15 protein-coding genes are annotated in these 18,150 nt (G+C 66.7%); 8 read left to right on the top strand and 7 right to left on the bottom strand.

All coding sequences use genetic code 11. From position 1 onward, the window contains the following. Positions 1-278 precede the first annotated feature (278 nt). The 5 genes from ABE464_RS15740 to ABE464_RS15720 all read left to right on the top strand — a co-directional run bounded on the left by ABE464_RS15740 (position 279) and on the right by ABE464_RS15720 (position 5,604). Positions 279-1,304 carry a zinc-binding alcohol dehydrogenase family protein gene (locus ABE464_RS15740; RefSeq protein ID WP_346472782.1) on the top strand — a complete coding sequence of 342 codons (1,026 nt, stop codon included), beginning with the start codon at positions 279-281 and terminating at the stop codon, positions 1,302-1,304. Between the two features lie 98 nt (positions 1,305-1,402). Next, on the top strand, positions 1,403-2,014 hold the full coding sequence (locus ABE464_RS15735; protein WP_346472706.1) for a hypothetical protein: 612 nt from the start codon (positions 1,403-1,405) through the stop codon (positions 2,012-2,014). Between the two features lie 105 nt (positions 2,015-2,119). Continuing rightward, positions 2,120-4,153 carry an NADPH-dependent 2,4-dienoyl-CoA reductase gene (locus tag ABE464_RS15730; protein ID WP_346472705.1) on the top strand — a complete coding sequence of 678 codons (2,034 nt, stop codon included), beginning with the start codon at positions 2,120-2,122 and terminating at the stop codon, positions 4,151-4,153. A gap of 291 nt (positions 4,154-4,444) precedes the next feature. After that, positions 4,445-4,903 carry a cell wall hydrolase gene (locus ABE464_RS15725; RefSeq protein ID WP_088435200.1) on the top strand — a complete coding sequence of 153 codons (459 nt, stop codon included), beginning with the start codon at positions 4,445-4,447 and terminating at the stop codon, positions 4,901-4,903. Between the two features lie 89 nt (positions 4,904-4,992). Further along, the gene (locus tag ABE464_RS15720; protein WP_346472704.1) at positions 4,993-5,604 is read left to right on the top strand and encodes a glutathione S-transferase N-terminal domain-containing protein; all 612 of its coding nucleotides are present in this window, start codon (positions 4,993-4,995) and stop codon (positions 5,602-5,604) included. 76 nt (positions 5,605-5,680) lie between these two features. Here the strand turns inward: ABE464_RS15720 and ABE464_RS15715 are convergent, their stop codons facing one another. The 5 genes from ABE464_RS15715 to ABE464_RS15695 form a co-directional block, all read right to left on the bottom strand. Beyond that, positions 5,681-6,742 (bottom strand): suppressor of fused domain protein, encoded by a 1,062-nt coding sequence (locus ABE464_RS15715; RefSeq protein ID WP_346472703.1) that lies wholly within the window; start codon positions 6,740-6,742, stop codon positions 5,681-5,683. Positions 6,743-6,814: 72 nt separating this feature from the next. Then, entirely contained in the window at positions 6,815-7,309 is a 495-nt protein-coding gene (locus tag ABE464_RS15710; protein WP_346472702.1) for a hypothetical protein, read from the bottom strand. Between the two features lie 214 nt (positions 7,310-7,523). After that, on the bottom strand, positions 7,524-9,401 hold the full coding sequence (gene prpE, locus ABE464_RS15705) for a propionate--CoA ligase (protein ID WP_346472701.1): 1,878 nt from the start codon (positions 9,399-9,401) through the stop codon (positions 7,524-7,526). 162 nt (positions 9,402-9,563) lie between these two features. After that, the gene (locus ABE464_RS15700) at positions 9,564-10,550 is read right to left on the bottom strand and encodes a malate dehydrogenase (protein ID WP_088435213.1); all 987 of its coding nucleotides are present in this window, start codon (positions 10,548-10,550) and stop codon (positions 9,564-9,566) included. A gap of 63 nt (positions 10,551-10,613) precedes the next feature. After that, a complete protein-coding gene (locus ABE464_RS15695) occupies positions 10,614-11,108 on the bottom strand; it encodes a peptidylprolyl isomerase (protein ID WP_121042904.1) in 495 nt (164 codons plus the stop codon). A gap of 245 nt (positions 11,109-11,353) precedes the next feature. Here ABE464_RS15695 and typA point away from each other — a divergent pair, with 245 nt between their 5' ends. Genes typA through ABE464_RS15680 form a run of 3 tightly spaced genes read left to right on the top strand, consistent with a single transcriptional unit; the run spans position 11,354 to position 15,379 of the window. Continuing rightward, positions 11,354-13,201 carry a translational GTPase TypA gene (gene typA / locus ABE464_RS15690; RefSeq protein WP_102789532.1) on the top strand — a complete coding sequence of 616 codons (1,848 nt, stop codon included), beginning with the start codon at positions 11,354-11,356 and terminating at the stop codon, positions 13,199-13,201. 14 nt (positions 13,202-13,215) lie between these two features. Beyond that, entirely contained in the window at positions 13,216-13,701 is a 486-nt protein-coding gene (locus ABE464_RS15685; protein WP_319214249.1) for a DUF2127 domain-containing protein, read from the top strand. A gap of 55 nt (positions 13,702-13,756) precedes the next feature. After that, on the top strand, positions 13,757-15,379 hold the full coding sequence (locus tag ABE464_RS15680; protein ID WP_346472700.1) for an amidase: 1,623 nt from the start codon (positions 13,757-13,759) through the stop codon (positions 15,377-15,379). A gap of 19 nt (positions 15,380-15,398) precedes the next feature. On the opposite strand, the gene ABE464_RS15675 is transcribed toward ABE464_RS15680, so the two are convergent. Both ABE464_RS15675 and ABE464_RS15670 read right to left on the bottom strand, forming a co-directional pair. Further along, positions 15,399-16,538 carry a mechanosensitive ion channel family protein gene (locus tag ABE464_RS15675; RefSeq protein WP_346472781.1) on the bottom strand — a complete coding sequence of 380 codons (1,140 nt, stop codon included), beginning with the start codon at positions 16,536-16,538 and terminating at the stop codon, positions 15,399-15,401. A 110-nt stretch (positions 16,539-16,648) separates the two neighbouring features. Next, complete coding sequence (locus ABE464_RS15670) at positions 16,649-18,037, bottom strand: 3-deoxy-7-phosphoheptulonate synthase class II (protein WP_346472699.1); 1,389 nt, start codon at positions 18,035-18,037, stop codon at positions 16,649-16,651. Positions 18,038-18,150 lie beyond the last annotated feature (113 nt).

Below are 18,150 nucleotides of genomic sequence, written 5' to 3'. Positions count from 1 at the left end.
GCCGCGAACATTATGCTCAGGCGAGTGAAGGTGATGTTAACAGTCCCGTAACATGTGAAGACGACCGCTAGACCTCTACCGGGTCCAGCTGGTGGCACCCTATACAGGTTGATGAAATTCCGCAAGACCCAGACACGACAAGGGTTTTGCCCAATTCAGGCGGCGTCGCGACACATTTTTCACGGAAGGGTTCAAATCCCGGCCACGGCGTGATTCAGCGCAGAAACAGCGGCGTCGTGATCCGTATGATGAAGGTGATTCCCCCTTCCGGAGCCGCCATGAAAGCCGTGGGATTGACGCAGTATCTGCCGATTGAAGACCCCGCCAGCCTGCAGGACCTGGATATCGCGCCGCCGGGCGCACCGCAGGGACGCGATCTGCTGGTACGCGTACACGCCGTTTCGGTGAATCCTGTCGATGCGAAACAGCGCGCGCCGCGTGCGCAACACGAGAACCCTGCGCGGATGCTCGGCTATGACGCTGCAGGCGTTGTTGAAGCAGTCGGCGAGGAGGTGAGCGCGTTCGCGCCCGGCGACGAGGTGTATTACGCAGGCGATGTCACACGCCCGGGCTGCAATGCGCAGTATCAGTGGGTCGACGAACGTCTGGTCGGACGCAAGCCGACCACGCTGGATTTCGCCGAAGCGGCCGCGCTGCCACTGACCACCTTGACGGCGTGGGAGCTGCTGTTCCAGCGCATGCCATTACAGCTTGATGACTGCCGTCATCGCGGCCAGCATCTGTTGATCATCGGCGGGGCCGGCGGCGTTGGCTCCATCGCGATCCAGCTCGCACGGCATGCAGGCTTCACTGTGATCGCCACGGCATCGCGCGAGGAGACCCGCGCATGGTGCATACAGATGGGTGCCGACCACGTGATTGATCATCGCCAGCCGCTGGCGCCGCAGTTGCAGGTACTGGGGATTGCGCAGGTGCAGGTGGCCTTGAACCTGGCCGACACCGACCATTACTGGGAACCGCTGGGTGAGCTGCTGGCGCCGCAGGGGCATGTCGGGCTGATCGTCGAACCGCGCGGCGCGCTGCGCATCGGCGACCCTTATAAAGCCAAGTGCATCGGCATCCACTGGGAATTCATGTTTGCCCGCGCGCGCTTCCAGACGGCGGACATGATCGAGCAGCATTGCATTCTCAACCGGGCGGCCAGCCTCATCGATGCCGGTGAACTGCGCACGACCGCGCACACGCATCTGGGCACGATCAACGCGACGAATCTGCGCGAAGCACACCGCCGGCTGGAAGAGGGCGGCGTGATCGGCAAGCTGGTGCTGTCCGGCTGGGAGTAAACCGCGCGCCGGTGTGTCATCGCACTTTCGTGCGCATCTGTATCTGTCGGCGGTACGCCGTGCCGCCTACAGTCAGTGGCCCTTCCGGTGAATCCGCCATGCCCACCTCCCTGCCCCTGCGCCTGCTGCAACTCCTGCTTGGTCTGTTCCTGTACGGCTTCGGCGCGGCGGTGATGATCCGCGCGGCGATCGGCGTGGCGCCCTGGGATGTGCTGTCACAGGGCATCGCGCTGCAGACGCCACTGTCCTTCGGCGTGGCCACCAATGTGATCGGCGCGCTGGTGCTGTTGCTGTGGTGGCCGATCCGGCAGAAGCCCGGCCTGGGCACCGTGCTCAACGTGCTGCTGATCGGGCCCAGCGCCCAGTTCGGGCTGTGGCTGCTGCCCGAAGTGCATGGGCTGGCCTGGCAGGTGCCGATGTTCGTCTGCGGCCTGCTGCTGGTCGCGCTGGCCACCGGCCTGTACATCGGCGCGCGCTTCGGCCCCGGCCCCCGCGATGGCCTGATGACCGGCCTGCACGCCCGCACCGGCTGGCCGATCTGGATCGTGCGCAGCGGCATCGAAGGCACCGTGCTGCTGATCGGTTGGTGGCTGGGCGGCAACGTCGGCGTGGGCACCCTCGCCTTCGCGTTGCTGATCGGCCCGCTGTGCGGTGTCACCTTGCCGCTGTTCGGCATCCGCAAGCCGGTCCCGGTCGCCGCCACGCCGTAACAGGGCCGATACCGACTGGCGGTCGGGCACCGGTCGCAACGCATCCCCTTGCTCTTCGGGGGCATTCGCGGCACCCTGCGGGCTTCCGTACGCAAGCGTATCCACATGTCGCCAGCCGCCGAATCCACCGCCTATCCGCACCTGTTCACCCCGCTGGACCTGGGGTTCACCCAGCTCCGCAACCGGGTCCTGATGGGGTCCATGCACACCGGCCTGGAAGACCGCGCGCGCGATTTCCCGCGGCTGGCGGCGTATTTCGCCGAGCGGGCGGCCGGCGGCGTCGGGCTGATCGTCACCGGCGGCTTCGCGCCCAACGTGGTCGGCTGGCTCAAGCCGTTCGGCGGCAAGCTGTCCTGGCCGTGGGAGGTGCGACCGCACCGCCAGGTAACCCGGGCCGTGCACGACAACGGCAGCAAGATCTGCCTGCAGCTGCTGCATGCCGGCCGCTACGCCTATCACCCCCTCTCGGTGGCGCCCTCCAAGCTGAAGGCGCCGATCAACCCGTTCACCCCGCGGGCGCTGTCCGCGCGCGGCGTGGAACGCCACATCGCCGATTACGCACGCAGCGCGCGGCTGGCCCGCGAGGCCGGCTACGACGGCGTGGAGGTGATGGGCTCGGAAGGCTATCTGATCAATGAGTTCATCGCCCCGCGTACCAACCAGCGCACCGACCGCTGGGGCGGCGACGCCGCCCAGCGCATGCGCTTCGCGGTGGAGATCGTGCGCCGCATCCGCGAGGCCTGTGGGCCGGACTTCATCATCATCTACCGGCTTTCGCTGGTGGACCTGGTGCCCGACGGCAGCAACTGGGCCGAGATCGTGCAGCAGGCGCAGGCCATCGAAGCGGCGGGCGCAACGCTGATCAACTCCGGCATCGGCTGGCACGAGGCGCGCATCCCGACCATCGCCACCTCGGTCCCGCGCGGCGCGTTTGCCGGGGTCACCGCCAAGCTCAAGCCGCATGTCCATATACCGGTGATCGCGACCAACCGCATCAACATGCCCGACGTGGCCGAGCGCATCCTCGCCGCGGGCGGTGCCGACATGGTCTCGCTGGCGCGGCCGTTGCTGGCCGACCCGCAATGGGCCAACAAGTCGCGCGCCGGACGCCCGGAGGCGATCAACACCTGCATCGCGTGCAACCAGGCCTGCCTGGACCACGTATTCGAGAACAAGACCGCCAGCTGCCTGGTCAACCCGCGCGCCGTGCACGAGACCGAGCTGGTCTACCGCCCGACCACCGCGCCCCGTCGCGTTGCCGTGGTCGGTGCCGGTCCGGCCGGGCTGGCCTGCGCGACCGTGGCCGCCGAGCGAGGCCACGCGGTGACGCTGTTCGATGCCGGCAGCGAGATCGGCGGGCAGTTCAACGTCGCCAAGCGCATTCCGGGCAAGGAAGAATTCCACGAGACGCTGCGCTATTTCCGCCACAAACTGGAGGAGACCGGCGTCGAGGTGAAACTGGGTATCGTGGCCGATGTGGCCACGCTGACCAGTTTCGACGAGGTAGTGATCGCCACCGGCATCACCCCGCGCCGGGTCGATTTCCCCGGTGCCGACCATCCCAAGGTGGTCACCTATCTGGACGTGCTGCTTGGCAAGGTCCAGGTGGGCGAGCAGGTCGCAATCATCGGCGCCGGCGGCATCGGCTTCGACGTGGGTGAGTTCCTGGTCCACGAGGGCCCCTCCTCCGCGCTGGACCCGGCGCGCTGGATGGCCGAGTGGGGCGTGGACCCCAGCTTCGAGGGCCGTGGCGCGCTCGCCAAGCCGGCGCCGGAGGCCCCCTCGCGCAAGGTCTGGCTGCTGCAGCGCAGCCCGGGCAAGCCTGGTGCCCGCCTGGGCAAGACCACCGGCTGGATCCACCGTGCCACGCTCAAGGCCAAGGGCGTGAGCATGCTGGGCGGCGTTGAGTACCTGGGAGTGGATGACAGCGGCCTGCGCATCCGCGTTGACGGCGAGGAACAGCTGCTTCCGGTGAGCCATGTGGTGGTCTGCGCCGGGCAGGAACCGCGCCGTGATCTGCACGCCGCGCTGCAGGCCGCCGGCATCAACGCGCAGCTGATCGGCGGTGCGGACGTGGCCGCCGAACTCGACGCCAAGCGCGCGATCGATCAGGGCAGCCGGCTCGCCGCCGCGCTCTGATCCGGGTCGAAACCAACCTGAATACGGGGCTGAACCGCCGATTCAGCCCCACCTTCGAACCTGAATGTCAAGCTTTCGGGTTCAGGATGTATTGGGAAACCCCCCCCTATCGTGCGCCAACTTTCCCGCTCACCACCCAGTTCGAGTGAGCGCGCGGACCCCACGTCTATTCGGGTCCGCCCCCGGGCGACCCCGATGGTCGCCTCCCCATGACGCCAAGTCGTACCCCTCGCCCCGTCCGCACGATCGGATGGACCAGCCAGGTGCGGCCCACACGGAGCAAGGAGATTTATGAAACTGGCCTGGATTCTCTGGCTGTCACAGTTGTTGCCGCAGCCTGCCGCCGATTCGTTGTGCCTGAGCACGACCGTCTACCTCGAAGCGCGTGACCAGACCCTGCGCGGCCAGCAAGCCGTCGCGGAAGTCGCCCTGCGCCGCCTGGACAGCGGCCTGTGGGGCGACTCGATGTGCCAGGTGGTGACCGCCCGCAAGCAGTTCGCCCCGACCATCGTGGCGCCCGGCACCCAGCTCGGCAACGCCGATGCCTGGCAGGAAGCCATGACGGTGGCCTTCGATGCCGAGCGCAACTGGGCCCTGCCGGCCGGTGAGCGCAAGGAGATCGTCCCGGGTGCGAGCCACTTTGCGGCCCTGGCGATCGCCAACCCGAGCTGGCGCAATGCCTACCAGGTGGCCACGATTGGCGATCACACCTTCTACCGCGTGCAGAAACTCAAGCCGCGCGCATCGTAACGATCTGTTACGGCCATACCGTTGAGGATGCGGGGCCAGCTCTGGAATAGTGGGCGGCTGATCTTCCACCCATCCGCAACGGAGTTCCCATGAAGCTGTACAGCAAGCCCGGAGCCTGCTCCACCGCCGACCACATCGCCCTGCAGTGGACCGGCCAGCCGTTCGAGGTGGAACTGCTCGACAAGGACACCCTGAAGGCGCCTGCCTTCCTGGCCATCAACCCGGCCGGCTCGGTTCCGGCGGTCGTCGATGGTGATTTCGTGCTGACCCAGAACGCGGCCATCCTCGGGTACATCGCCGATACCTACCCGCAGGCCGGCCTGACCGGTGACGGCAGCCCGAAGCAGCGCGCCGAGGCCACCCGTTGGCTGTCCTTCGTCAACTCGGACCTGCACCCGGCGTTCAAGCCGCTGTTCGGGCCGGGCACCTTCATCGAAGATGACACCCAGTACGACGCGCTCCGCGCCACTGCCCGAAAGCGCCTGCGCGGCCTGTTCGAGCGCGCTGATGCGCAGCTGGCCGACCGCCCCTGGCTGGCCGGCTTCCGCAGCTTCGCCGATCCGTACCTCTACATCACCCTGCGCTGGGCCGCGGGCGCGAAGATCGACCTGAGCGGCCTGGACAACCTCGCCGCGTTCAAGCAGCGCATGGAAGCCGATACCGGCGTGCAGGCGGTGCTGAAGGCCGAAGGCCTGAGCTGAGCCGGTATGGCTCTCGCAAACGCATAAGAAGAAGCCCGGCAGTGCCGGGCTTTTTCGTTTCCAGCGCGCGCGGCACTCAGCCAACGACCTCGACCACGTTGCCCTCGGCATCGCGCAGTTCGCTCGGCTCCACCACCACCTGCAGCGCCGGCCAGCCCGGGATCGCATAGGTGCCGCGGCGTGGCATGACCGTGGCGACCAGGGCCTGCACCGTGGCCGGTGCCAACTGGCAGTCCAGCGCGTCGGCCTCGGCCAACAGCGCGTTGACGGCCGCCGGCGACAGCGTGATCTGCCGATCATTGCCGACCAGCGTCAATGGCTGGCCGAACAGCAACCGCGCCGGCAGCAGCGCGAGCAGCGATTCCACCTGGCGCGCGCCCAGCGTCAGGGTCAACTGCTGCCCGGCGCCCTCGCCCTGCACCACCCAAGCCAGCTTTTCCAGGAACAGGTAGGCCGTCTGCGAGCCCTCGCGTGCCGCACCTTCGGCCACCGCCGCAGCAAGCGCGGGGTCCTCCAGCAGCGAGCCACGCGCGATATCGGTGATCCACAGCGGCATCTTCGGCAGAAGCGCGTCGAGCACGCCGGTGGTCGACCAGCGTTTCACCGCCTCCATCTCGTCATCGGTCAGCCCGATCACCTGCAGGAACTCCAGCGAACCGTTGGCCGTCTCGCGCGGCGGCAGCTGCGGGTCGCGCATGAAGGCAATGTGCCGCAGCAGCGTATCGGCGTCGGCGGCGATCGGCCCACCCGCGTTGAGGTAGTGGCCCTGCTGGAAGACTTTGCCGTTGGCGAACACGTAACGCGCCAGATTCTGCAGGAAGTTCATCGCCCACGCCGGCGGCTCGCTGCCCGCCGCGGCGGCAACCCGGAAGCTCAGCTCGAAGCCGTAGCCACTGGTGGCCGGATCATCGCTCTCCTTTTCATACAGCTCGGAGAAGCCGTAGCTGACGAAGTGCCAGTGCGGCAGCGGCGCATCGTTCCAGTACGCGCTGATGCCGTCCAGCGGATCCTCGCCACCGAGCAGCGAACGCAGCACCGGCCCGTAGTGCTGCGGCGCCTGCGTGGGATACACCGCCTTCAACGCGGCATCGATGGCATCCCACCCGGGTGCGCCGTCGTCCTCGATCTCATCCACCATCGCCATTCTCCCGCACACGAAACAGCACGCATTCTAAACAGCGTGCTGCCTGGCCGCCGTCGACGTGTCGCCTCAGGCGATCACGGCCTCGGTGTGCAGCAGCGTGTGCGTTTCTTCCAGCCAGCGGTTGGCCAGTGCCGGGCTTTTCGCCTTGCTGATCGCGGCGGCCATGTCCGGCCACAGCTTTTCCAGGCTGCCGGCATCGGTGCAGCGCTCCACCTTCAACTGCATGAAATAGCCCTTCAGACCGAGGTGCCTGCGCACCGATTCGCTCATCCAGTCGTACAGACGCTTGTAGAGCTCCGGGTCCTGCTCGCGCCCCGCGGTCAGTGCCGCGGCGACGACCGGTGCGGCACTGCCGCCGACGATCTCGATCAGGCCCATCGCCGAGAGCTGCGCCAGCGCATCGGCCGGCGCACGCAGGCCCGGCAACAGCGCGGTCAACGCGGTGTCATCGCGCTGACCATCGACCATCAGCAGAATGGACCGCAGCGCCGGCGGCAGGCGCCGTGCACGATCCTCGATTTCCTGACGGCCAGCGGCCGTCTTGGCATGGATGTACGCCATGTGCTCCCCTTTCACGTGGTGCATTACCGCGCCTGGCACCGGCCGTCAGCCGCTGCGTCCGCGCCCCCTTGCAACGATCACCTGCGCAGCTTACGCGACCCTTCGCATCGCCTGTAATGCGCTGCAGCACGCGCTGCCCGGCCTGCGGCGGACATGAAAAGGCCCGCCTCTCCGGAGAGGGCGGGCCCGGGGAGCGCACGGGGCTGCCAGTGCCCTACGTCCCCAGCGCGCGCCGGATCTCGTCCAGTGCGGCCGGGTCATCCAGGGTCGACAGATCGCCCGGATCACGCTCCTCGGCCAGCGCCTGCAGCGAGCGCCGCAGCAGCTTGCCCGAGCGGGTCTTGGGCAGCGCGTTGACGATATGGATGTGCGCCGGCCGTGCGACCGCGCCCAGGGTATTGGTCACCCGCTGCATCATCTCGGCCGCCACCGCACTACCGTCGCCCTGCAGCGCCTGCTTGAGGGTGACGAACACCAGCGGCACCTGCCCCTTGAGTTCATCCTTCACCCCGATCACCGCGGCCTCGGCCACCAGCGGATGGCCGGCGATGCACTCTTCGATCTCGCGCGTGCCCAGGCGGTGCCCGGCCACGTTGATGACATCGTCGGTGCGGCCGAGGATGAAGGTGTAGCCATCTTCGTCCTGGATCGCCCAGTCCAGCGAGCTGTACAGCAGCTCCTTGAAGTGGCTGAAGTAGCTCTGGATGAAGCGCGCATCGTCCTTCCAGACGGTGGTCATGCAGCCCGGCGGCAAGGGCGGGATCATCACCAGCACGCCCTTCTGCCCCGGCGCGACGGTCTCGCCGGTGTTCTCGTCAATGACCTTCATCCGGTAACCGAGGTTCGGGAAACCGGGCGAGCCGAAGCGCACCGGCTTCATGTCCACACCCGGCAGCAGCGTCAGCGCCGGCCAGCCGGTTTCGGTCTGCCAGTAGTTGTCGATGATCGGTTTGCCGAGTGCATCGTTGATCCAGTGCGCGGTCGGTTCGTCGAGCGGCTCGCCCGCAAGAAACACATACTTCAGTGCTTCCAGATCGTGACGGCGGATGAAGTCCGCATCGTGCTTCTTGAGCACGCGGATCGCGGTCGGCGAGGAGAACAGCGTGCGCACGCCGTACTGTTCGCACAGCGCCCACCAGATGCCCGGATCCGGGTTGGTCGGCAACCCTTCGTACAGCAGCGAGGTGCAGCCGCCGATCAGTGGGCCGTAGACGTTGTAGGAATGCCCGACCGCCCAGCCCACATCCGAGGTGGAGAACATCACCTGGCCGGGTTTGCAGTCGAACACCGTCTCCATCGACTGCGCCATCGCGACCGCGTAGCCGCCGACGTCACGCTGCACGCCCTTCGGCTTGCCGGTGGTACCGGAGGTGTAGAGCAGATAGCTCGGCTCGCTGGATTCCAGCCACACCACCGGCACATCCTGGTCGCCCACTTCGGCACGCAGGGTGGCGTAATCGACGTCGCGGCCAGGCACCTTCGGTTCGGCCGGGTCCAGCCCGCGCGAGACGATCAGCACGTGCGGTGGCGGCGAGGCGGCTTCGGCGCAGGCGGCATCGACCATCGCCTTGTACGGAATCACTTTGCCACCGCGTTTGCCGGCATCGGCAGCGATCAGCAGCTTGGGCTCGGCGTCATCGATGCGCAGCGCCAGGTTGTGCGCGGCGAAGCCACCGAACACTACCGAGTGAATCGCCCCGATGCGCGCGCAGGCCAGCATCGCGAACACGGCTTCGGCCATGTTCGGCATGTAGATCACCACGCGGTCGCCGCGTTGCACGTCCAGCCGCTGCAGCACGGCGGCGAAGGCATTCACTTCGCGGTGCAGCTCGCGGTAGGTGATCTCGCGGGTGACGCCGGTTTCGCTGGAGATGGCAACCAGCGCGAGCTGGTCGGGGCGATCAACCAGATGACGGTCCACCGCGTTGTAGCAGAGGTTGGTTTCCCCGCCCACGAACCAGCGCCGGAACGGCGGGTTGCTGTAGTCGAGGATCTGCTGCGGCGGGGTATGCCAATAGATGCGATGGGCCTCTTCGCCCCAGAACGCCTCGGGTTCATCGACCGAACGTCGATAGACATCTTCGTAACGCATGACAGCCCTCCCAGACAAAGTCATGGGATCGAGCATAGTCCGATGGCCGTTGGCCGGCCGCACGACCTTGGTCGTAGGGACACCCAAAAAAAACGCCGGGCAATGCCCGGCGTTTCTTCCATCAGGCACCGACCAACGGCCAGCACCTGTCGTGGCGTGCGATCAGCCCAGCAGGTGGGCGACGCCGGAGCGCTCTTCTTCCAGCTCGGCCAGGGTCTTGTCGATGTACTTCTGGCTGAAGTCGTCGACCGGCAGATCCTTGACCAGGGTGTACTCGCCGTTCTCGGTGGTGACCGCGAAGCCGAAGATCACGCCTTCCGGGATGCCGTAGGAGCCGTCGGACGGCACGCCCATCGTGACCCACTTGCCGTTGCTGCCCAGCACCCAGTCACGGATGTGGTCGACGGCGGCATTGGCGGCCGAGGCCGCCGAGGACGAGCCACGGGCTTCGATGATCGCCGCGCCGCGCTTGCCCACGGTCGGGATGAAGGTGGAGGCGTTCCATTCCTGATCGTTGATCGCCTCGGCGATGGAGGCACCATCGGCGGTGGCGAAACGGTAATCCGGGTACATGGTCGGGCTGTGGTTGCCCCACACGATCAGCTTCTCCATGCCACCGACCGGCTTGCCGAGCTTGGTCGACAGCTGGCTCAGTGCACGGTTGTGGTCCAGGCGCAGCATGGCGGTGAAGTTGCGCGGGTTCAGATCCGGGGCCGACTTCATGGCGATGTAGGCGTTGGTGTTGGCCGGGTTGCCAACCACCAGCACCTTGACGTCACGCTTGGCGACCTTGTTCAGCGCTGCGCCCTGGGCGGTGAAGATCTTGGCGTTTTCCAGCAGCAGATCCTTGCGCTCCATGCCCGGGCCGCGCGGACGCGCGCCGACCAGCAGGGCGATATCGGCATCCTTGAAGGCCACTTCGGCGTCATCGGTACCGACCATGCCGGCCAGCAGCGGGAAGGCGCAGTCTTCCAGTTCCATCATCACGCCGCGCAGGGCGGCCTGGGCCTTGTCGACCGGCAGCTCGAGCAGCTGCAGGATGACCGGCTGGTCCTTGCCCAGCATGTCGCCGGAGGCGATGCGGAACAGCAGGGCGTAGCCGATCTGGCCGGCGGCGCCGGTCACGGCAACACGAACAGGTGCTTTCATGGGGATTTCCTCTGCTAAGAATCGTAAAAACGGCCCCCTTCACAGGGGGCCGTCGGGATCGGATCAGGCGCTGGGGATCAGCTTGTTCCACTCCGCCACGCGCTCGGCCTGAGCGGCCAGCACGGCGTCGGTGTCGCCTTCCAAGGTGATCGAATGGATCACGTCGCCCTGCTTGACCGAGTCCACGATGGCCTGGCCGTCGAGCACCTGGCCGAACACGGTGTGCTTGCCGTCCAGCCAATCGGTCTTGATGTGGGTGATGAAGAACTGGCTGCCGTTCGTGTTCGGGCCGGCATTGGCCATCGACAACGAACCGACCTGGTGCTTCACGCCGTTCTTTTCATCTTCGAACTTGTAGCCCGGGCCGCCGGTGCCCTGGCCCTTGGGGCAGCCGCCCTGGATCATGAAGTCCGGGATGACGCGGTGGAAGACCAGGCCGTCATAGAAGCCGTGCTTGACCAGGTTGACGAAGTTGGCGACCGTCAGCGGGGCCTTGTCGGCGAACAGCTCGACCTTGATCGGGCCCTGGGTGGTGTCGAAAGTGGCGATGAGGGACATGCGGATCCTTGATATACGGGGTTATCGTCAGCCCATAAGGATACACCCGTGGTCCGCCGTCGGCCTGCCTGACGATGGTCGAACACCCCCTCCCCGGCGCGCGCCAGGCCGCCTGGACAGACGCCCCTCACACAGCTGAATGCCCGTCCGGCAAGGCTTGCGAGGCACTTTTCGCGATTGGTCATCTTGGCCGTATAATGTTGGACTTCTTTTTCCAAATCCGGCGCCGACTGGCCCCCTTTCGCATGTCTATCGAAAATCTTCGCAACATCGCCATCGTCGCCCACGTCGACCACGGTAAGACCACCCTCGTCGACCAGCTGCTCAAGCAGTCCGGCACCCTCTCCGAGCGCACCGTGCTCGCCGAGCGCGTGATGGACAGCAATGACCAGGAAAAGGAACGCGGCATCACCATCCTGGCCAAGAACACGGCCATCACCTGGGAAGACAAGAAGACCGGTATCAAGAACCGGATCAACATCGTCGACACCCCGGGACACGCCGACTTCGGCGGCGAAGTGGAGCGCGTGCTGTCGATGGTCGACACCGTGCTGATCCTCGTCGACGCGATGGACGGCCCCATGCCGCAGACCCGCTTCGTGACCCAGAAGGCCTTCGCGATGGGCTTCAAGCCGATCGTCGTGGTGAACAAGGTCGACCGTCCGGGCTCGCGTCCGGATTGGGTGATCGACCAGGTCTTCGACCTGTTCGACAAGCTCGGCGCCACCAATGAGCAGCTCGACTTCCCGATCGTCTACGCCTCGGCCCTGAACGGCTACGCTGGCCTGGAAGACACCGTGCGCGACGGCGACATGACCCCGCTGTACGAAGCGATCATGCAGCACGCGCCGAAGCCGGAAGTGGACCCGGACGGCCCGTTCCAGATGCGCATCAGCCAGCTGGACTACAACAACTTCGTGGGCGTGATCGGCATCGGCCGCGTGCAGCGCGGCACCCTGAAGAAGAACATGCAGGTCGCGGTCATCGATCGTGAAGGCAAGAAGCGCAACGGCAAGGTCGCGCAGGTGCTGGGCTTCCTGGGCCTGGAGCGCATCGAGCAGGACACCGCCGAGGCCGGCGACATCATCGCCATCTCGGGCATTCCGGAACTGACCATCTCCGACACCCTGTGCCACCCGGATACCCCGGAAGCACTGCCGGCGCTGACCGTCGATGAACCGACGATCTCGATGACCTTCCAGGTCAACAACTCGCCGTTCGCCGGCAACAAGGACCTGTCCGGTGGCAAGTTCCTGACCAGCCGCCAGATCAAGGACCGTCTGGACCGCGAGCAGGTCCACAACGTGGCCCTGAAGGTGGAACAGCTGGAAGACGCCGACAAGTTCCTGGTCTCCGGCCGTGGCGAACTGCACCTGTCGGTGCTGATCGAGAACATGCGTCGTGAAGGCTACGAGCTGGCCGTGTCGCGCCCGGAAGTGATCATCAAGCAGATCGACGGCCAGGCCATGGAGCCGATCGAACAGCTGGTGGTGGACATCGAAGAACAGCATCAGGGCGGCGTCATGGAAAAGCTGGGCACCCGCAAGGGCCAGCTGAAGAACATGGAGCCGGACGGCAAGGGCCGTGTGCGCCTGGAGTACCAGATCCCGGCCCGTGGCCTGATCGGTTTCCAGAACGAGTTCAAGACCCTGACCCAGGGTTCGGGCCTGCTGTTCCACGTGTTCGACCATTACGGCCCGAAGGAACAGGGTTCGATCGCCAAGCGCCAGAACGGCGTGATGATCGCCAATGCTCCGGGTGCCACCCCGGCGTACTCCCTGGGCCCGCTGCAGGAACGCGGCAAGCTGTTCGCTGCTGAAGGCGACAACGTGTATGAAGGCCAGCTGGTCGGCATCCACTCCAAGGACAACGATCTGACCGTCAACGCGATCAAGACCAAGCCGCTGACCAACATGCGCGCCTCGGGCAAGGACGATGCGATCCAGCTGACCCCGGCGATCAAGTACTCGCTGGAGCAGGCTCTGGACTTCATCGAAGACGACGAGCTGGTCGAGATCACCCCGAAGGAAATCCGTCTTCGCAAGAAGGGCCTGACCGAAAGCGACCGCAAGAAGGCATCGCGCGGCGGCTGATCGGACCCATTGTCGTGATCGACAAGCCCTACAACCCGGATCCTCACAAGCATCCGGGGCTTCACCTGATCGCCTTGCTGGAAGCCAGCAAGGCGGTTCTGGCGCTGTTGGCTGCGACCGGGCTGGAAATGCTCGGCCCGCAGCCCCTGCGCGATGCGGTCAATGCCCTGATCCGCCGGTTCAGTCTGGACCCGGATCACGGCACCCTGCCCTCGCTGCTCAACATGATCAGCCCCGATGCGGTGCATCTGGCGGCTGCTGCGATGGTCGCCTACGGCGTCCTGCACCTTTTCGAGGCCTGGGGCCTCTGGCGCGCCAAAGCCTGGGCCTCCTGGCTGGGCTGCGTCACTGCCGGCATCTACCTGCCGTTCGATATCTACGCCATCCTCCGCCATCCGGGCTGGGCCTCGTGGTCGGTGCTGGTAATCAATCTGATCGTGGTCGGCGTGCTCGCCCGCGATATCCGCAAACGCCATGGCAAAGCCGCCGACGCGGCCTGAGTTGCCAAGCGCCGCCTGTGCTGGTTAGCCTGTCGGCCGGTTCGGGGGAACAGGCATGCGCCTGACACTGACGTCACTGATGCTCATCGCACTGGCCGGCTGCAGCCCGGGCCCGGCGCCCCTGCATGCCCGCGAGTCGCCCACGCCTGCGCCCTCACCGGTCGCCGCGCTTCCGTTCGCCTACGCCGAAGCTGACTTCGCTGATCTGCAGTCGCGGATGGCCAGCGGAGAACTGGACAGCGTCACCTTGACCCGCGCCTACCTGGACCGCATCGCCCGCCTTGACCGGGCCGGCCCGCGCCTGCGTGCGGTGATCGAGCTCAATCCCGATGCGCTGCGCGAAGCCACACAGCTGGACGCCGAGCGCCGCCAAGGGCAGCTGCGCGGCCCGCTGCATGGCATCCCGCTGCTGCTCAAAGACAACATCGGCGCCAGCCCGATGAGCACTACGGCCGGCTCACTGGCCCTGGAAGGGTTCCGCCCGGACGATGCCTTCCTGGTCCAGCGCCTGCGCGCGGCCGGTGCGCTGATCCTGGGCAAGACCAACCTCAGCGAATGGGCCAACTTCCGCTCCAGCCAATCGATCTCCGGATGGAGCGCCCGGGGCGGCCAGACCCGCAATCCCTACCGGCTCAGCCACAATCCGTGCGGCTCCAGCAGCGGCAGCGCGGTGGCGGTCTCGGCCAACCTCGCGGTGGCTGCGATCGGCACCGAAACCGATGGCAGCATCGTCTGCCCGGCCGCGGTCAACGGCGTGGTCGGATTGAAGCCGACCGTGGGACTGGTCAGCCGCGAAGGCATCATCCCGATCTCCTTCAGCCAGGACACGGCCGGCCCGATGACGCGCAGCGTGGCCGATGCGGCCGCCCTGCTGACCGCCATGGCCGGCCGTGACGAGGCCGACCCGGCCACCGCGACCATGCCCGGGCGCGCGGTCTACGACTACACCTCACGCTTGAACGCCGATGGCCTGCGCGGTGCGCGGATCGGTGTGCTGTATGGCGACCTGATGCAGAAGCCGGGCATCGCGCCTGCCCTGCAGCATGCCGTGGCCGTGCTGCGCGATGCCGGCGCCACCGTGGTGCCGGTGCAGCTGCCCACCCAGGGCCAGTGGCAAGAGGCCGAACGCATCGTGCTGATGCACGAGTTCAAGGCCGGCCTGCAGCGATACTTCACGACCTACCGGGCGCCGGTGCGTTCACTGGACGACGTCATTGCATGGAACCGGCAGCATGCGGGCAAGGAGCTGGCGCTGTTCGATCAGGACTTGATGGACACGGCCGCCACGATGGGCGGCCTGGGAAGCCCCGAGTACATCCGCGCGCGCAGTGACGCGCGCCGCCTGGCCGGCCCCGAAGGCATCGATGCGGTGCTGCGCGAGCAGAACCTGGATGCGCTGGTGGCGCCGACCACCGGGGTGGCCTGGCCGATCCGGCCCGGCCGCGGCGATGACTTCCCCGGTGAGAGTTACAGCGCCGCCGCGGTGGCCGGCTACCCGAGCCTGACCGTGCCGATGGCGCACGTGAACGGGCTGCCGCTGGGGCTGCTGTTCATGGGCACCGCATGGAGCGAGCCGCGGTTGATCGAGCTGGGCTACGCCTACGAGCAGCGCACCCGCGCGCGTCGGCCGCCGCGGTTCCAGACCGAGACCCTGCTGACGAACAGCGCCCCGCCGTAGTGCCGGCCGCTGGCCGGCACTATCGGGATGCGTCACCCGGGTCGGGCAGGATCGCCGGCTCACCATCCTCGGCACCGGGCGAGCGAACATCCTCGGCCGGCTGCGAACGCGCGCGGCGCGTCGGCGCGGATTCCTGATTGAGTTCGGCACGGGTACGCGGCAGCGCCTGCGGATGTTCGCGCGCCAGGAAGTCGAGCATGCGCTCGCGCACGATGCAGCGCAGATCGAACGCATCGCCGGAATTGCGCGCACTCACCAGCAGACGCACCTGCAGCGTGTGCTCACTGGTCTCGGTCACCTGGGTCACGCAGACCTGCCCATCCCACAGCGCCTCGCCCTTGCAGATGCGTTCCAGCTCGGCGCGGATGGCTGGAATCGGCGCGGTGTAATCCAGCCACAGGAAGGCCGTGCCAAGCAGATCGGCGCTGCGCCGGGTCCAGTTCTGGAACGGGTGTTCGATGAACCAAGTCAGCGGCACCACCATGCGTCGCGCATCCCAGATCCGCACCACCACGTAGCTGCTGTTGATCTCTTCCACACGGCCCCACTCGCCCTCGACGATCACCACATCGTCCAGCCGGATCGGCTGTGTCAGCGCGATCTGCAGGCCGGCGATCAGGTTGCCGAAGACGGGCTTGGCCGCGATACCGGCGACCAGCCCGATGATCCCGGCCGAGGCCAGCAGCGCCGTGCCGATCTGGCGCACCATCGGGAAGGTCAGCAGGATCAGCGAGACGCCCACCAGGATGATCGCGCCCATCAGCACGCGGCTCAGCACGCGCGTCTGGGTCTGGATGCGGCGTGCTTCGAGGTTGTCGGCCACCTCCATCGGGTGGTCGCGCAGGATCGCCTGCTCGCCCGCAGCCACGGCGCGTACCAGCAGCCAGATGACACAGCCGGTCACGCCGATGTGCAGCAGCCGCAGTACCTGCTCAAGCCGGTGCTCCTGCAGGGGCGTCGCTTCCAGTGCGGGAATCAACAGCAACAGCGGCAAGGCGAAGGCCAACGGTCTGCTGATCACGCGCGCGATGCGGGCGCGGCGGTAGTCGCGGTCTTTCAACCGGCGCGTCAACGCCATCAACAACCACCAGCCACTGATCCCGATCGCCAGGGCGATCGAGATCGGCCATAGATACAGTGCTGCCTGCTGCCAGTCCACGGTCACTGCACGCTCCTGTGTTCTTCGCAAGGAAGTCCACAGCATGCCGGTGCCGCCATGACCAGCGTGTCAGGCGAATGTAAGGTGCGTGTCGAGGACACGCACCGGTATCAGTCGGCGTAGTGCGCCTGCTTGCGCACGATCGCCATCGCGATTTCCAGCGACTGCTCGTAGTTCAGGCGCGGATCCACCGAAGAGCGGTAGGCGCGTTCCAGATCACGCTCGGTCAGCTCACGCGCACCGCCGGTGCATTCGGTCACGTCCTCACCGGTCAGCTCCAGGTGCACGCCACCCAGGCGCGTGCCGGCCGCAGCGTGCAGGTCGAAGGACAGCTCGACCTCGCCACGCACGTTGTCGAAACGCCGCGTCTTGTAGCCGTTGCTGGTGCTCTCGGTGTTGCCGTGCATCGCATCGCACACCCACAGCACGCGCCGGCCATCGCGCTTGACCGCGTTCAACAGCGGCGGCAGCTTCTCGGCGATCTGCGCCGCGCCCATGCGGTGAATGAAGCTCAGGCGGCCGGGCTCGTCATCGGGGTTGAGCACATCGATCAGCCGCAGCAGCTGGTCCGGCTGCACCGACGGGCCCACCTTGATCGCGATCGGGTTGCGCACGCCACGCAGGTACTCCACGTGCGCCCCATCCAGTGCCGCGGTGCGCATGCCGATCCACGGGTAATGCGTGCTCAGGTTCAACCAGCCCTGCTGGCGCGGCACCTGGCGGGTCAGCGACTGCTCGTAGGGCAGCAGCAGCGCTTCGTGCGAGGTATAGAAATCGATCCGGTTGAGGTTGTACACCTGCGTGCCGGACAGCGTTTCCATGAAACGCACCGCATCGCCGATCGAGGACACCATCTTCTGGTAATCGGTGGCCAGCGGCGAGTGCCGCACCCACTCCAGGTTCCAGTATTCGGGGTGGTGCAGATCGGCGAAGCCACCATCGATCAGCGCCCGCACGAAGTTCATCGTCATCGCCGAGTGCGCATGCGCCTGCAGCATCCGGCGCGGGTCCGGCAGGCGGGCGGCCTCGGTGAACTCCGGCGCATTGATCACATCGCCGCGGTAGCTGGGCAGGGTCACGCCGTCGCGGGTTTCGGTATCGGCCGAGCGCGGCTTGGCGTACTGCCCGGCGAAGCGACCGACCCGGATCACCGGTTTGCGCATGCCATGCACCATCACCAGGCTCATCTGCAGCAGCACCTTGAGCCGATTGGAGATGGTGGTGGATTCGCAGTCGCTGAAGTTCTCCGCGCAGTCACCGCCCTGCAGCAGGAAGCGCTTGCCTTCCTGGGCATCGGCCAGCTGCTGCTTGAGCGCCAGGATCTCCCAGGAGGTGACCAGCGGCGGCAGCCGCTTGAGCTCGTGCAACGCGGCATCCAGCGCCAGCGGGTCCGGATAGGTGGGCATCTGCAGCGCCGGCTTGCCACGCCAGCTCTCCGGCGACCAGGCGTCGACAGCGGTCGCGGCGGGATCGGCTACAGGCGGGGCGGACAGGCTCATCACGGACTTCCGGGGTGTGGGGCCGGTCATGGTCGCAGAGCGCGCCCCCGGCGCAAAGGGGCGGTCACATGCCACAAGACTGAACGGAGCAGAAAGCCCCCTTCGATTGGCCA

This window comes from Stenotrophomonas sp. TWI587 (assembly GCF_039674145.1).
Lineage (GTDB): Bacteria > Pseudomonadota > Gammaproteobacteria > Xanthomonadales > Xanthomonadaceae > Stenotrophomonas > Stenotrophomonas maltophilia_AY.
Note: the sequence above shows the minus strand (reverse complement) of the source record. Positions and strands in the feature narration are given on the sequence as shown.